The sequence below is a fragment of the Pedobacter ginsengisoli genome, assembly GCF_002736205.1.
In the GTDB taxonomy this organism is placed as follows: domain Bacteria; phylum Bacteroidota; class Bacteroidia; order Sphingobacteriales; family Sphingobacteriaceae; genus Pedobacter; species Pedobacter ginsengisoli_A.
In genome coordinates this window covers 2065463-2080877 of the sequence record NZ_CP024091.1, presented here as the reverse complement: position 1 = coordinate 2080877, position 15415 = coordinate 2065463, and the positions used below count along the sequence as shown (strand labels likewise).

Sequence of the window (15415 nt, the reverse complement as noted above, 5' to 3'; positions counted from 1 at the left end):
TTAAAAACTGGCTTTAAATCCAAAAGCAAAACTTTTTGTTATCGGGTAGGAAAAATTATTACCCGATAGTACCAGGTCAGGATCTAAGCCAAAGTCATTTGCCTTCCAGATAACTCCCAAATTATTTGCATAAAAATATAGTTGTAATTGCTTAATAGGAATTCCTTTCCAGTTAATAATATTAAAATCATAACTGAAATTTACATCCTGCAATCGAATATGATCTCCACGGGCTACTGTTGCAGAAGAACCATTGTAGAATCTGTCACGAGAATTATCCTCACCAAATATTCCTTGTGAAGGTACATTGGTAATGGCTTCATCACCACTTTTTTTCCAGCGATTTTCAAAATCACTATTCATATAATAATTAATATTAACATTATACATGTCATAATAATTTACAGAAGGTTTTCTGAAATAATAGCCTAATTTATAACTAAGATTAAAAGATAATGTGAATTTTTTAAGGGTAAAAGTATTACTTAAGCCTCCAAAAATGGTAGGTCGTGCCGGGCCATTGTATTCCAAATCAGCAGCATCCTTTTTAAGGATAGTAAAATAATCCTTACTAACCTGTCCGTTTACATAACCTCTTGGATCTCCATTTATTGGATCTAATCCTGCCCATTTGTAACTATAAATTCCATATACAGGTTTATTTAGAGCAGGTGAATAACTGTAATCTCCAACATAGCGAACACTGGAAGGTTCAGTAACATCATAATCCGAAACCCAATCGTGTACTGCAGAGAGCATAAATGAGGTTGTCCATCTCAGTTTTCCATTTAAGTTTTCCGAAATTAAAGAAATATCAAATCCTTTAGCCTTCATTTTGGAATAGTTTCCTCTTAAAACTGTAATGCCGGTATTGGATGGGAAAGCTTTATCCCCTAGTATATCAGAACCATTTTTAATGTAATATTCTACCTTTCCTCTAAGTGCAGGTTTTTTAAATCCAAATTCTAATCCTACATTGGCAATTGCAACCTTTTCCCATTTTAGCTCAGGGTTGCCAATATTTACAATTACTCCATAAGGGAGGTTGGTCAAGGCAGCTCCGTCTGGGCTATATATAAAGGTGGTAATTCCTGTATATGATTTGTTTAAATTACCATTATAACCATATGATGCTCTAAGTTTTAAGATAGGTAGCCAGTTTAACGCATAAAAGCTTTCCCCGTCAATATTCCATAATACCCCTGCAGACCATAATGGAACATATTTTTGATTCGTTTTTACTCCAAAATAATTAGAACCATCAACCCTGGCACTCCCGGATATGGTATATCTGCCATCATAAGAGTAGGTAGCATTCAAATAAGAGGAACGCATTCTGTCTGTTTTCCTAAAAAACCTATAATGGGTTCCTATTTGGCCTAACCCCTTTGGGTTTAGCTCAAAAGAGCTCGTTGTATCTACCGCAACAGATTTGCCTGAATTCTGATCATATCCATATTTAGTTGTTCGGTTTAAACCGGCTAAAGATTCTGAAATTTCATAGCCAATAATAGCAGAAATAGCATTTCTATGCCAATTTTTCTTATAATTTAACTGAGTACGCAAGCTATTAGAAGTGAATTTTCCAACCGTAGTATTAAGAATACCTCCAAGAGGAATATTATAGCCACTAACTGTGCCGGAAGTTAAAATGGAATATTGATTAATTAGGCTCCTGACATGGTAAGTGTCAATATTTTCATAAATCGATCTCTTACTATCAATGAGCTGATACTGATATTTAATAGTGGCACTTAGTTCAGGAATTATGTTATAAGTTAGCCCTCCATTTAATCGAAAATCATTGTTGTTTATCCTATCTTGAGATTTCCCTAATTCATTTAAAGGTACATATTGCCAATCTAAAAAACCTTTGTTAATTGCCTCATTCTTAAAATGGGAATTAAAGTCTCGTTCAAGTATTGCATTTTGACCATTTTCATCTTTGAACTGATAATAAGGAGTAATAAGTGATGTTAAATTGGCTATTGTGCTATCTATTTTTGAACTTGATTTTATATAATACAACCCAACTTCGAGTTCAAGATTTTTAACCGGCCGAATGCTATTTTGACTATTTATAGTAATCCTGTTATTGTTATTTCCTACAATTGTAGTATTGGTTTTATCGTAACCTGCTGAAAAATAATGGTTTGACTGATTGGTTCCTCCGCTTAATGATGCAGCATATTGCTGGCTAACCGGCTTTCTGTAAAAATATTTTAGTTCATCATTACGTACATCTTTAGCTCTTAAAATATTTAGCTGTTTATTTGTCTCATCTGAAGATTGCCCCATTCGCTGTTTGTTCAGGATTTGTATTACAGGAGAAACTATTAAGTTGCTTTGAGGATCATTTAATATTTCGTCGTATTTTCCATTATTGAACAGGTATGTTTCTATATCTATATAGTCAGACGAAGACAAGTAGTTTGGATTATAGGTAAGATCTGGCTTGCCAGAAATGGTAAGATTAGAATTTACAAAGGCCCTTAATGGCTGTTTATTCCTGCCTCTTTTGGTAGTAATTACTATAACTCCATTTCCCGCTCTTACTCCCCAAATAGATGCAGCTGCTGCATCTTTTAATACTGAAATTGAAGCAATATCATTTGGGTTTATAGAATTCAATTCTCCGTTAAATGGGAAATTATCCAGAATAATAAGGGGCTGGTCGTTTGCAAAAATGGTACTTCGGCCACGAACCGATAAATCTAAAGCTCCTTGATTTGAAATTAATGTGTTTTTATTAAATAATAAACCACTTGTAATGCCTTCTAGCCTGGAAAATACATCTTTACTTACCCTACGGGTATATTGCGCACTATCTACCAGTGCAAAACTTCCTGTTGCCCTTTCCCTTGCTATTTTTTGATAACCTGTACTTACTATTTCTATTTCCTTTAAATCATCAGTTTTTAAGGATAGAGTTACATTTCCTGTATTTAATGCCCAGGATTCTTTGTTTTGATAACCTATATAAGAAATGATCAGCACGGCTCCGGTATCTATTTGCTTTAATAGATATTTACCCTTTAAATCTGTAATAGCGGATTTGTCTTGCCCTTTTACTTTGATAGTTGCACCCTGCAATAATTCACCTTCCTCATTTGTTACCGTACCATTTATGTCAATAGTAGAGGATGCTTTTATAACGATCATTTTTTTTGAGATGACATAGGTAAGAGGCAGACCAGATAAAATACGATTCATAACCTCGGGCAACGGGGTAGTAACAAAATCAGCGTCAATCCTTTTATCAGCATTTAGTTTCTGTTCATTCCAGATTACCTGATAATCAGTTTGCCGTGTTATTTCTTTGAAAACCTGAACAAGCTTAATCCTTTTTTGGACAAGATTTAATTTCTGACCTATTGCCGACGAACTAAGTAAGAGCAATATTGAGCATGCTAGCAGCGAATTTACTTTCATTATTTTGCCACTACAACCTTTTTGCCTTGTATTTTGAAGTGCACATCTCCCGTAAGCTCAAGCGTTGTTAATACACTGGATATCTCTTCGGATCTGGTAAAGGAACCCCCTAAAATCTGTTTGCTTATCTCAGGATCTTGGTATACAATTTCAACATCATACCATCTGGCCAGTTTACGCATAATACTTTCTAAAGGCTCTTTTCTGAATGCGAATTTTCCATCTTTCCAGGCAATAGCATCATCAGCATCAATTTGGTCAATCTCTATTGGCTTATCAACAATAAAAGTAGATTGTTGGCCGGGTTTAAGGATTACCCCATTATCATGCTGGTTGGGTTGAACCGCTAATGAACTAACTTTAATACTACCCTCTGATAATGTAGTTTTTATACCTCTTTCATCAGCATAACTACTAATATTAAAATGAGTACCTAATACCTCTGTCTGCTGTTTGCTGGCTATTACAATGAAAGGTTGCCTAGCATTTTTTGTTACTTCAAAATAGGCCTCTCCATTTAATTCCACTTTACGCTGAGCTGAATTGGCAAAACTTAAGTTGAATTTTAAACTTGATTTTGCATTTAACCAAACTTTAGTGCCATCTGCCAATGTAGCTTGGTATTGACCTCCGGAGGGGGTACTTAACTTCAGGTCATTAAACTGCGAAGTCGAAGAATTGTGTTCGTTTCCTGCCTCAATGCGAGTGCCATCAGAATAAGTTATATTACTTCCATTAATCACAATTCCGGTTTGTGATCCACTTAAGCTTATAGTTTCACCATTAGCAAGCGTTAATGTTGCCTTGTTAGAACCTGGAACAATACTCTTTGAATTTACAACCTTGGTTTCATTCCTGAAAGCAGCTGGCCACTCAATCTTATTGTTATTAAAAGAGAACCAGGCAAACCCTAAAATTGTAAAAGCTATTACAGCCACACGTACAAGTATGGTTGATATCTTTTTAGGCTTAAGTTTCTTATCTCTGGTTTTTATTAGAACCGTTCCCAGGTCAAAATTTAACTTATGGAAATATATGTTTTTACCATTATCCAGTTGATTTAAAAAATCTATAAGATCCTCATAAGAAATGTTGGCAATAAAACTATTGCCTTCATACACGGGCAAGGTATCTGCATTGCTTTCACGCAGAATAGCCATTGCCTCAAAAACCAATTGTTTCGAATCTAGTTTAATAATATATCGTTTTAATTTGTTTATCCTTCTTTAATAAGTCTGTAGTTTAATACTAAACAAAGTAATGTTTAATATCAATAGTTCTTATTAAATGGTTAAAGAAACAAATAAAAATTCAAATAAATTGTCAACTTAAATTACAGTATCTAAAGAGTAATAAAAAATGTTATTTTACGATTTAATATTTAAGATATGCGAAATTCTTACTTTGCATATACACTTAGCTGATTGATTATATATTAAGACAATTGTTTGGTCTATAAAACACAGAGGTGCATTTAGATATAATTACTCCGGGTGCAATTCCTGAAAACGGAATGTGTTTAAAACCATTTTGCATTAAAAAGGATACACCTTCTGCATACTGACTTCTTTCCGAATCATCTAATACTACAACACCTTTTTTAGTTAAAGCATTGATTGCATGTTTACAGCAATTTACCCTATCTCTTCCATCAATAATAATAACATCAAATTTCTTTTTAGTATGCTCTGCACTCCTGCAATAGTCTCCGTTAGGAATAAGATTGCAAAAAATAAGATGGACATTCCGGAGCATTGATGCCTTATTTTTCTTGAACCAAATTTTGTCATGCTCAACAGAGTAAACTTCTCCTGCCAGACCGGCATAAAAGAAAGTTGAATTACCTGAACCAAACTCAAATACGGATTGCAATTTATTAAGCCTTTCTTTAATAAAATCAATAAAAGAATACGTGACCCAGGCAATAGGTTTTCCGGCTTCATCAATAGCCGATTTTGTTTTATAGGCATCAAACCATCCTTTATCAGCCAGGTAACCTTTAAGACCTAAGGATAGTAAAACCCTTAGCTTGTTGGGCTGGAATAGGGTTAGGGGCGATATTTTGTTTTTCATAGGGGGTGGGATAGATTATAGTTTTTACATAAACTGTAACGGCCACGATTACCCTTTATTACTGAATTCTCTAAGCAGAAGCTTTTACTAATGCCAATAATAGATTTTAGCTATCGAAATATAGAATTAAATGATTGTGATTATTTATCCTAATGTCCTAAATTTATAATAATCAGAATAAGACCTGTAAATAAGTTCAATACCATAAATTAATAAAGATGGAAACAGAATCAAACGATATCAGTAAATGCCCATTTCATAATGGCAGCATGAAACACAATGTAGGTGGTGGTGGTACCAGAAATCGAGACTGGTGGCCAAATCAGTTAAAGCTAAGTATTTTGCGTCAGCACTCTTCACTGTCAAATCCAATGGGCAAAGATTTCGACTACGCAGAAGCTTTTAAAAGCCTTGATCTGGAAGCGGTAAAAAAAGACCTTCATGCATTAATGACGGATTCACAAGACTGGTGGCCGGCAGATTTTGGGCATTATGGTGGTTTGTTTATTCGTATGGCATGGCATAGTGCCGGTACCTATCGTGTAGGCGATGGCCGCGGTGGGGCAGGTGCAGGGCAGCAACGTTTTGCTCCCCTTAATAGCTGGCCGGATAATGTGAGTTTAGATAAGGCCCGCAGATTGCTTTGGCCAATTAAACAGAAATACGGCAGTAAAATCTCGTGGGCCGATTTAATGATTCTTACCGGAAACATAGCACTTGAGTCAATGGGCTTTAAAACGTTTGGTTTTGCCGGCGGGCGTCCGGATGTATGGGAACCAGATGAGGATGTGTATTGGGGCTCTGAAAGTACCTGGCTTGGTGGTGATTTGCGATATGCCCAAGGATCTGAAGGTGTGGAAGAGAATCATGGAGTAGTGTCGTCTGATGATAATGCTGATGGTAAGATCCACTCACGTAATCTAGAGAAACCATTGGCTGCTGTACAAATGGGACTTATCTATGTGAATCCTGAAGGTCCTGATGGTAATCCGGATCCTATTGCGGCCGCTAAAGACATTCGTGATACTTTTGGCCGTATGGCAATGAATGACGAAGAAACAGTTGCTCTGATTGCTGGAGGCCATAGTTTTGGTAAAACTCATGGTGCTGCACCAGCAACCAATGTAGGTAAAGAACCTGAAGCTGTAGATATGGATATGCAAGGCCTTGGCTGGAAAAACAGTTATGGCTCGGGTAAGGGTGCTGATGCTATAACTAGCGGACTTGAAGTAATCTGGACAAAAACCCCAACTCAATGGAGCAATAATTTCTTTGAAAATCTGTTTGGTTTTGAATGGCAACTTACTAAAAGTCCGGCTGGCGCACATCAATGGGTAGCTAAAGATGCAGAAGCCATTATTCCGGATGCTTTTGATAGTTCAAAAAAACATGCACCTAGTATGCTCACAACAGACCTATCCTTAAGGTTTGATCCGGCTTACGAAAAAATATCCAGACGCTTTCTGGAAAACCCAGACGAATTTGCTGATGCTTTTGCCCGTGCATGGTTTAAATTAACACACCGTGATATGGGACCGCGGGCAAGGTACCTTGGCGCAGATGTACCTTCAGAAGAATTGATTTGGCAAGATCCAATTCCTGCAGTCGATCATAAACTTATAGACGAAAATGATATTGCTGCGCTAAAAGCAAAAGTATTAGCATCTGGATTAACCGTTTCAGAGCTGGTTTCTACAGCATGGGCTTCAGCCTCCACCTTCCGTGGTTCAGATAAGCGTGGTGGTGCTAATGGTGCCCGTATTCGTTTGGCCCCACAGAAATACTGGCAGGTAAATAATCCCGGGCAGCTGCAAAAGGTTTTAGATGCTTTAGAAAGTATTCAAAAGGATTTTAATAGTGCACAGTCTGGTGGTAAAAAAGTTTCCTTAGCAGATTTGATAGTACTTGCCGGTGGGGCAGGTATTGAAAAGGCAGCAAAGGATGCAGGACATACTGTTACAGTTCCTTTTGCATCTGGTCGTGCAGATGCTTCTCAGGAGCAAACTGATGTTGAATCAGTAGGGTATCTGGAACCAGTTGCTGATGGTTTCCGCAATTATCGCAAATCAAAATTCCCTGTATCTACTGAGGAATTATTGATAGATAAGGCTAATTTATTAACACTTTCTGCGCCTGAGTTAACAGTATTAGTAGGTGGAATGCGCGCACTAAATACAAATTTTGATGGTTCACAATATGGTGTGTTTACTTCACGCCCCGGACAGCTGACCAACGATTTCTTTATAAACCTGCTTGATATGGGTATTTCATGGAAGGCTGTGTCACAAGACAGAGAATTGTACGAAGGAAGCGATCGTGCCACTGGAGAAATAAAATGGACTGGCTCTCGCGCAGATCTAGTGTTTGGGTCTAACTCAGAACTGAGGGCCATTGCTGAAGTGTATGGAAGTACTGATGCCCAAAGTAAATTTGTAAAAGACTTTGTAGCAGCGTGGACTAAAGTAATGAACTTAGATAGATTTGATTTGGCTTAATCAGGTCATTTTTTATAAATCATTTTCACAGGCACCGTTCCCAATTGTAATATAATTGTGGGCGGTGCCTTTTTTATGTACTTAAATTGTTATCATATTTTGTCTAAATCAGCCCCTATAAAAGTCTATTCTACACCTCTGATCGACCTTTATTTGTCAGTAATTTTGGATTAGAAAGCATCTGCTAAAGGATGCAGAACTACATTTTCTAATTTAAAATAACTATACCTATGAAAAATGAAGATTTCACAACAACGATTTTGGTCGATGCAGCCGCACAGGATGTTTTTAATGCAATTAATAACGTGCGTGGCTGGTGGTCTGAAAATATTGATGGCGATACAAATAAATTAAATAGTGAATTTTTATATCACTACCAGGATGTACATCGCGCCAAAATGAAGATTATAGAATATGTTTCCAATAAAAAAGTGGTTTGGCATGTGCTAGACAATTATTTCAAATTCACAAAAGACGAAACCGAATGGAAGGACACCAATGTGATCTTTGAAATTTCTGAAAAGGACGGTAAAACACAATTGAAATTTACACATCAGGGTTTAGTACCTGATTATGAATGCTTTAATGTTTGCCATGATGCATGGACACATTATATACAAGGGAGTTTAAAAGACCTTATTTTAACAGGTAAAGGTGGAGCAACACCTAAAGAGGTGGCTGAAACAGATGGTAATACAGAATTGGCAGAAAAAGAGAGTTCAACAAAACAAATGAACTCAAAAAGCATTTATCACAAACTACAAATTGATGCACCGGTTGAAACAGTTTATGGAGCCTTAACCACCCAGAAAGGTTTGGCAGGTTGGTGGACACCTGAAACAATTGCGAAACCGGAGGTAGGTAGTGTTTCGAGGTTCGCATTTGGTCCAACTTACTTTAAAGAAATAGAGGTAACTGAACTTAAACCCTACGGAAGTATAAAATGGCTTTGCCTTAAAGCCCACGAGGAATGGGTGGGAACTACAATTACTTTTGAACTGGAGCCAAATAGAAAAGGATCTTCTCTACTCTTTCATCACGATGGATGGGCAGAATGTACCCCTGAATTTGCAGCCTGTAGTTTTGACTGGGCGCTATTTCTGAGAAGTTTAAAATTGCTTTGTGAAACAGGTAAAGGATTGCCATATCCGGATTTTAATAAATAAAAAATTAGGGTGTATCATCATGATACACCCTAATTTTCAATAAAAAGTGATTTATTTTCCTTTCAGCTTATCTGCAAAAAGTCTCATATAAAATCCACCAACAACGCTTCTTGCTTTAAAGTTATCTCTTATACCCGTATTAGAGTCATAAAAATCGTTTAAAGGAACACGAGATTCCGTTTCAATTGAGTGTCTGTAAACCGGTTTTACCAACGCTTCAAACTCTTTCTGAGTAGGGGCAAAAGTCGCTGTCCACAATATCCAGTCATTCTTAGTATAAGCTTTTCTACTATCCAGAGGTAAGCCAAACTTATTCTGTTTTGTCAGGTAATATTTAATTTCTGTATCATAAACCTTTTGCGGAAATAAGTTCAAACCTAATACCTTATCCCAAACCAGGTTATATTTCTGGCTCCAGGTATTCTTGTTGTCAAAAGTCAAAGCATAATGGTCACCGGCATCAGCCATTTCAATCCACTTAGGTACCATACTTTCAGCGATAGCTCTGTATTTGGTGGCGATCTCGGTGTAGCCCAATGTCTCAGCCATTTGCGCATAGCATGCAATACCTACAATTGCTTTTACTGATAAGTTTGCATTTCTGGCCAGGTGGCCTGCAAAATCGTCGGTACATAATTGCGTTTTTGGATCCAATCCTTCTTTAGTCAGGTAGTCTGCCCAGATGGTCAGGGTTTTCCAATGTTTTTTTGCGTAATTTGCATTACCCTGAGCTTTGGCAATAGCTGCCGTAAGGATAATCATATTGCCCGATTCTTCAACCGGCATTGGCTCGCCATAAGTCTGGCCATTAGCTAATGGATATGTACCCAAATCATGAGCAGCCCAAGGATGCGGATATTTACCGCTTTCGCTGAAATAAAAAATACCATTCAACATGCCTTGCAGTAATGACGGATTATAGATTAAGTAAAGTGGGGCAGAAGGGTAAGTTACATCCACGGTATTGATAAATCCACCGCTATTGTTTTCTTTAGATAACCATAAGATTTCATTTTCAGGACTTTTTACCAAAGTGTGAGCCGCAATACTCTGACGATAACCAAGTATACATAAATGTGCATATTCCTTACCACCAGATTTAAGTGCATCTGCATATACCGCTTTATTAAAAGTCTCACATTTTTGCATAACCTCTTTGTACTGATTAGCTGCATCAGTTAGCTGACCTTCAATAGTTTCCTTGCCCGAAGTGTTCCACCAAGGTCTCAGGTCTCTTTTGAAATACTGAATAGAATAAATTTCATCGTAACCCAGTTCAATAAAACGCTCAACTGTTTTTTGGCCTACAGTTCCAAAAGGAACAACAGTGTTTAATGCAAGCGACTTACCACGAGAGGCTGTAGAAGCTGAAGATCCGTTTCTGAATGCATCAGCGGCAGCATTTCCGTTCGTAATAAACTGAACAGCATTGCTTGATTTTGGAGCCGCAACGTAAAAATATCCCCAATCTATTCGCATATCGTCTGCTCCCTTTTGTAGAATTGGTTGTTCTACAGTACCTGCTTTCAGGATAGATAATTTGGCAGTTGAATATTTTTTTGCAGTTACTTCCTGCGAAGGCTTATACACTGCAATGCTCGATGAAGCACTTAGAAAAACCTTCACCGCATGGGTTTTCTTGTCATTAGCCTGAACATTGTAAGTAATATAAGAAACTGGTCGGGCCAGCAATCCCAAATCATTCATAAGCAGCGGCGATGTAAACGTAACTTTAAGATCTACCTTGCCGCAAGTAAAATCGTAGATAGTTTGCGTAGCCGTTACGTCTACATTTTTCTGTTTCGCAACCTGAATCCTTGCCGCATTGTCTTTCAGTTTATCTGCTAAACCAAAGTCCAGATATCTGCCTCCGGCTGAGTTAGCAAGGTGGATGGCAATTATATTTTGACCAGCTTTTAAATCTTTTTTATCAAGAGGGAAATACTGGAACGTATTTGTCCAACCTTCTTTTTGATATACCTTTTTGCCGTTTAAGTACACTTCAATGTTATCATCGTGGTTCATTTTTAACAACAGCTCATTAATGCTGGCAGGGTTGGCAATATTAAATGTCCTTCTTACCCAGATGTCGTTAGATTTCCATAACGTTTTTACCTGCTTGGCATCATCACCAATAGGAGCCGAGCCCGATTTCCAGTTACTGGCAGCATAATTAGCGGTTTTCCAATCACCATCTGGCGCTGTCTCGGTATACTTTACAGCATAAGGAGTTTCCTCAGAAGTACCAAGTATTGTTTTATAATTCGCTTCTTCCTTACCCAGGAAACGATAGATATTACCATCTACATTGATCAGGCCTAAAAGCGAATGATCTGCACCAGTCCAATGGGTGGTTGTAGATGCATTGAGTTGGTCGGTATTTGACCAGATACTGAAATTGGGATTGTGTGTAATTAACGGATAGGATGGTGCTTTCCTATCCTGAGCCTGGGTTTGCCCTATTGCAAAAAAGCAAGCCAGCAAGCCCAGGGCCTTTAATTTGTTAGATTTGTTCATTTTGTGTATATAGTTGATTCTTGAGATTATTTTGGTTAATTAGATCGTAAAATTAAATGATTGAGGTTTGTTGAGGCCGTGTTTCTGTATCAAATTTTCGCGTTTGCGTCTCAATTTTTATAAACATCGTCTCATTGCCAAAAAAATGCCAACTGTTATTTAAAATGAACAGCGCAAAAAGTAATTACTTAGGTTGCTGTTGGGTTACACAATGAACCATTCCGCCGTTGGCAAATAAATTGCGACAGTCTATGCCAATAATTTCTCTTCCAGGATATAGTTTTTGAATGAATCATTTGGATCGTAATATTTTTCATCCTAATACCAAGTTACTAAAAACTGTAAAGTTTATAGCACCCCGCTTTTGCTATTCTTTTGCTATTCTTTTGCTTTTGTTTTGCTATCCTTTTGCTAAAGCAATAGAATAGCAAAGTTTTAGTAAACAAAACTCAATATTTTTGCAATACTAGGGTATGGGTCTTTATAGAGCCTGGGTAGATTATTCAGTTAAAAACACTGAGCCTAAAGTTATTGCGATTTTACCCTTGATAGTTTAGAATATTTTTTATAATCTTGAGGTGAGAGCGTTAATTTAAGAGGCGGCGACTGTCCATTAATTTAGGCAGCGCCGCCTTCTTCTTTTTAATTAAAGGAGCTCTAAAATATCATTGTTGAAAGAAAACCTAATAAATGACTGATTGTAGAACACTTTCAGACGCTCAGCTTGTAGACCTCCTGAAGGCAGGGGACCATCATTCATTTTCTGAGATTTATAAACGGTACAATACCTTGCTTTACATTTATGCTTATAAAAAGCTTCAGGACACCGAAAGTGCCAAAGATGTTATCCAGGAGATATATGTCCATTTATGGAATTCCAGAAGTAATTTAAATATTCAGACTACACTTTCCGGCTACCTTTACAAGGCTGTTTTAAACCGTGTACTGAATGTTTTTCGGCATGTAGCCATCACACAGGAATACATCTCATCATTCAAAGAAGTTACAGACAATGCACCTGCTCAAACGGACTATCGCATCCGGGAAAAAGATCTTGAAGCATTAATTGAAAAAGAGATCAACAACCTGCCAGAAAAAATGCGTGAAATATTTCAATTGAGGCGCCAGGAATATTTAAGCAACAAAGAAATAGCAGATCGCTTAAATATCTCCGAACATACAGTAGCTACTCAAATCAAAAGAGCATTGAAAACACTTCGGGGAAAACTTGGGCTGTTCCTTTTTATATATGCTTTTTTAACAGGGATGTTGAAATAAATATTTTTTTTCTCTTCATGTACCCGATTCCTAATTCTGAGGTGTCTTTGTTTTGATTATCTTAGAAAATGCATAGGGTAGATTATGAACGATAAACAAGTAAAGGACTTATTGGAGAGATTTCAGGCTGGGGCATGCTCCGATCAGGAACTCGAAAAAGTGCGTTACTGGCTGCACAAATTCCGTGAGGATGAGCAGTCCGGTTTATCACAGATTGATCTGGAAACTATCGACGATCAGATGTGGCAAACTATTCTTAAAGCTACTCAGCCAAAAACGGCCAGAATAATAAGCTGGCCATTACGGGTTGCAGTTTCGGTAGCATCAATCATTATTCTGGGTATTTTTATTTATTTCTTCACTAAAGATTCTTCGAATAAAACATTTGCAAATGACATTGATGCAGGAAAAAATACCGCAGTACTCATTTTGAGCGATGGTAAAAGGATCAATTTGTTAAATGCTAAAAATGGTTTGCTGGCCCTACAATCTACCACTCAAATTACAAAAACCGAAGAAGGAGAAATTATTTATACCTCTCGACGTGAGCTGCCCTCGTTACAGAACGGGGGCAAAAGCTCATATTCCGAATCAAATACCATTCTAACGCCACGTGGCGGACAATATAAGCTCTCGTTGCCGGACGGCACGAAAGTATGGCTAAACGCTGCTTCATCTCTAACATATCCGGTATCTTTTAGTTGGCTTAAAGAGCGTAGAATAGAGCTGAGCGGCGAAGCCTACTTTGAAGTTGCTAAAGATAATTTACATCCATTTTTAGTGCAAAGTAAAACTCAAACTGTAAAAGTACTTGGAACACGGTTTAATATCAGCGCCTATTCTGATGACCAGTTTACAAATACAACGTTGTTTGAAGGGAGTATTCTGGTTAATCAGGTTACTCTTAAACCCGGACAACAGGCTGTAAACTCGGGAACCACGATTAAAGTGAATGTTCTGGATTCCGATGATGATATTGCCTGGAAAGAAGGAGGATTTTCTTTTAGAAACGAACCTCTTCAAAATATCATGAAGAAAATATCAAGATGGTATAATGTGGATGTTGTTTATCAAAATAAAGAAGCCGGTAAGCAGGTTTTTGGCGGTACCATATCAAAATATGAAAAAATATCACAGGTACTTCACATGCTGGAGTTAACTGGTGACGTAAAATTCAAGGTAGAAGGAAAAACAATCACCGTGTTGTAGAAAATTTAATTTCCCGATAAACTACGCTACACATTTGTTGCCCCGAAAGGATTCGAACACAAAATATGCATTTATAGTATTGGGAGAAGGATTAAAATCACCTTAAAAAGAGAAAACCATCTTCAAGTTGCCTTGAAGATGGTTTTTAAATTTCTGTGATCCCGCTGGGATAATAACTTAATAATCCAAGCTGTACTAAATGAGCAAGTTATAAATAATAGTTAATCGTCATTTCTGATAGGGCACCAAATTGGGCACCAGTTATTTTGATATGAATTGACCAACTTTAAAGAACAATTTGTTATTAAACAAATATAAGTTATTTATTTGATATTGAGAGATTAATATGTTTTTTTTAGTAGGATAGCTATTGACAGCATTAGAAGATATAGAGTAATTCCCATATCTTTTATTGTTAACTTAGGCTCTTAAAATTTAGTGAAAATGGCGATCTCCGACAAAGCAAGAAAATTTTTATGGGCTAAATCTGGCAATAGATGTGCAATTTGTAAAACAGAATTAATAACGAATGAAGATAAATCAAGCGATTTTAATATAGGAGAAGAATGCCACATAATTAGTTCAAAACCAAATGGACCGAGACACATACACGGTCTAAAGGAGTATGACAATTTTGAAAATTTAATTCTATTATGCAGGAATCATCACAAGCAGATAGATGAGCTTACTGATACTTATACAGAGGAAATATTGCGCTACATAAAGGCAAACCACGAAAACTGGGTGAGGTCAACAATAACGAATGCCATTGAGGATACTTCTCAAAATGAAAAACCTCGTTTTTTAGCGCAAGTAACGTCAGGAAAAGAGTTGTTTAATATTATTAATGAAGCTCATGGCTATCGAACGGATTATGACGAGGTTAAAGATGAAGAAGAAATGAACTACATCGCAGGTATCATACAATCATTTGTTGATTATGGAGATATAAGTGGAATGGTAGAAGCTTATGATAAGGTCAGAATGGCTTACGATCTTCAAAAGTTATTGGATGAACTAGATGAAAAGGGATTCATGGTTTTTGCTGATAGAGGGCTCGAACCAATGTTTTCTGAGAATCCCAGAAGTTCTAAATGGACAGTGGCTACAATCCTTTTGAAGAAAAAAGAAAATCCGGAGATCATAAAAGTAGAATTCAACGGCAAGGAAGACGCTAAATGAAAGATGTGAGGCGGCAACTGAATCTGACTGATTTTTATACTTTCTGGAGTTTTACTTATTTTA

Annotated in this window: 10 protein-coding genes; 5 read left to right on the top strand and 5 right to left on the bottom strand. The window is 37.0% G+C overall.

Features of this window, described 5'->3' with window-relative positions; translation table 11 throughout:
* The 3 genes from CPT03_RS08535 to CPT03_RS08525 all read right to left on the bottom strand — a co-directional run bounded on the left by CPT03_RS08535 (nt 1) and on the right by CPT03_RS08525 (nt 5505).
* Complete coding sequence (locus tag CPT03_RS08535) at nt 1-3432, bottom strand: SusC/RagA family TonB-linked outer membrane protein (protein ID WP_099438459.1); 3432 nt, start codon at nt 3430-3432, stop codon at nt 1-3.
* Entirely contained in the window at nt 3432-4592 is a 1161-nt protein-coding gene (locus CPT03_RS08530) for a FecR family protein (RefSeq protein ID WP_099438458.1), read from the bottom strand. The genes CPT03_RS08535 and CPT03_RS08530 overlap by 1 nt, the downstream gene beginning before the upstream one ends.
* 268 nt (nt 4593-4860) lie before the next feature.
* A complete protein-coding gene (locus tag CPT03_RS08525) occupies nt 4861-5505 on the bottom strand; it encodes an FkbM family methyltransferase (protein ID WP_099438457.1) in 645 nt (214 codons plus the stop codon).
* 218 nt (nt 5506-5723) lie between these two features.
* Between CPT03_RS08525 and katG the strand changes: the two genes are divergently transcribed.
* Nucleotides 5724-8000 carry a catalase/peroxidase HPI gene (katG, locus tag CPT03_RS08520; RefSeq protein WP_099438456.1) on the top strand — a complete coding sequence of 759 codons (2277 nt, stop codon included), beginning with the start codon at nt 5724-5726 and terminating at the stop codon, nt 7998-8000.
* Between the two features lie 230 nt (nt 8001-8230).
* Nucleotides 8231-9166 (top strand): SRPBCC family protein, encoded by a 936-nt coding sequence (locus CPT03_RS08515; protein ID WP_099438455.1) that lies wholly within the window; start codon nt 8231-8233, stop codon nt 9164-9166.
* Nucleotides 9167-9217: 51 nt separating this feature from the next.
* On the opposite strand, the gene CPT03_RS08510 is transcribed toward CPT03_RS08515, so the two are convergent.
* Both CPT03_RS08510 and CPT03_RS08505 read right to left on the bottom strand, forming a co-directional pair.
* On the bottom strand, nt 9218-11683 hold the full coding sequence (locus tag CPT03_RS08510) for a glutaminase family protein (RefSeq protein WP_099438454.1): 2466 nt from the start codon (nt 11681-11683) through the stop codon (nt 9218-9220).
* A gap of 184 nt (nt 11684-11867) precedes the next feature.
* Nucleotides 11868-11972 (bottom strand): agmatine deiminase family protein, encoded by a 105-nt coding sequence (locus tag CPT03_RS08505; RefSeq protein ID WP_262497715.1) that lies wholly within the window; start codon nt 11970-11972, stop codon nt 11868-11870.
* 401 nt (nt 11973-12373) lie between these two features.
* Between CPT03_RS08505 and CPT03_RS08500 the strand changes: the two genes are divergently transcribed.
* The 3 genes from CPT03_RS08500 (at nt 12374) to CPT03_RS08490 (ending at nt 15352) form a co-directional block, all read left to right on the top strand.
* Nucleotides 12374-12961 (top strand): RNA polymerase sigma factor, encoded by a 588-nt coding sequence (locus CPT03_RS08500; RefSeq protein ID WP_099438453.1) that lies wholly within the window; start codon nt 12374-12376, stop codon nt 12959-12961.
* Between the two features lie 84 nt (nt 12962-13045).
* Entirely contained in the window at nt 13046-14170 is a 1125-nt protein-coding gene (locus tag CPT03_RS08495; protein ID WP_099438452.1) for a FecR family protein, read from the top strand.
* Nucleotides 14171-14614: 444 nt separating this feature from the next.
* Complete coding sequence (locus CPT03_RS08490; protein WP_099438451.1) at nt 14615-15352, top strand: HNH endonuclease; 738 nt, start codon at nt 14615-14617, stop codon at nt 15350-15352.
* The last annotated feature ends 63 nt before the right edge of the window (nt 15353-15415 follow it).

Coding starts and splice junctions, on each gene's coding strand:
- CPT03_RS08535 (WP_099438459.1), bottom strand. CDS start 3,432: ATGAAAGTAAATTCGCTGCTAGCATGCTCAATATTGCTCTTACTTAGT.
- CPT03_RS08530 (WP_099438458.1), bottom strand. CDS start 4,592: ATGGCTATTCTGCGTGAAAGCAATGCAGATACCTTGCCCGTGTATGAA.
- CPT03_RS08525 (WP_099438457.1), bottom strand. CDS start 5,505: ATGAAAAACAAAATATCGCCCCTAACCCTATTCCAGCCCAACAAGCTA.
- katG (WP_099438456.1), top strand. CDS start 5,724: ATGGAAACAGAATCAAACGATATCAGTAAATGCCCATTTCATAATGGC.
- CPT03_RS08515 (WP_099438455.1), top strand. CDS start 8,231: ATGAAAAATGAAGATTTCACAACAACGATTTTGGTCGATGCAGCCGCA.
- CPT03_RS08510 (WP_099438454.1), bottom strand. CDS start 11,683: ATGAACAAATCTAACAAATTAAAGGCCCTGGGCTTGCTGGCTTGCTTT.
- CPT03_RS08500 (WP_099438453.1), top strand. CDS start 12,374: ATGACTGATTGTAGAACACTTTCAGACGCTCAGCTTGTAGACCTCCTG.
- CPT03_RS08495 (WP_099438452.1), top strand. CDS start 13,046: ATGAACGATAAACAAGTAAAGGACTTATTGGAGAGATTTCAGGCTGGG.
- CPT03_RS08490 (WP_099438451.1), top strand. CDS start 14,615: ATGGCGATCTCCGACAAAGCAAGAAAATTTTTATGGGCTAAATCTGGC.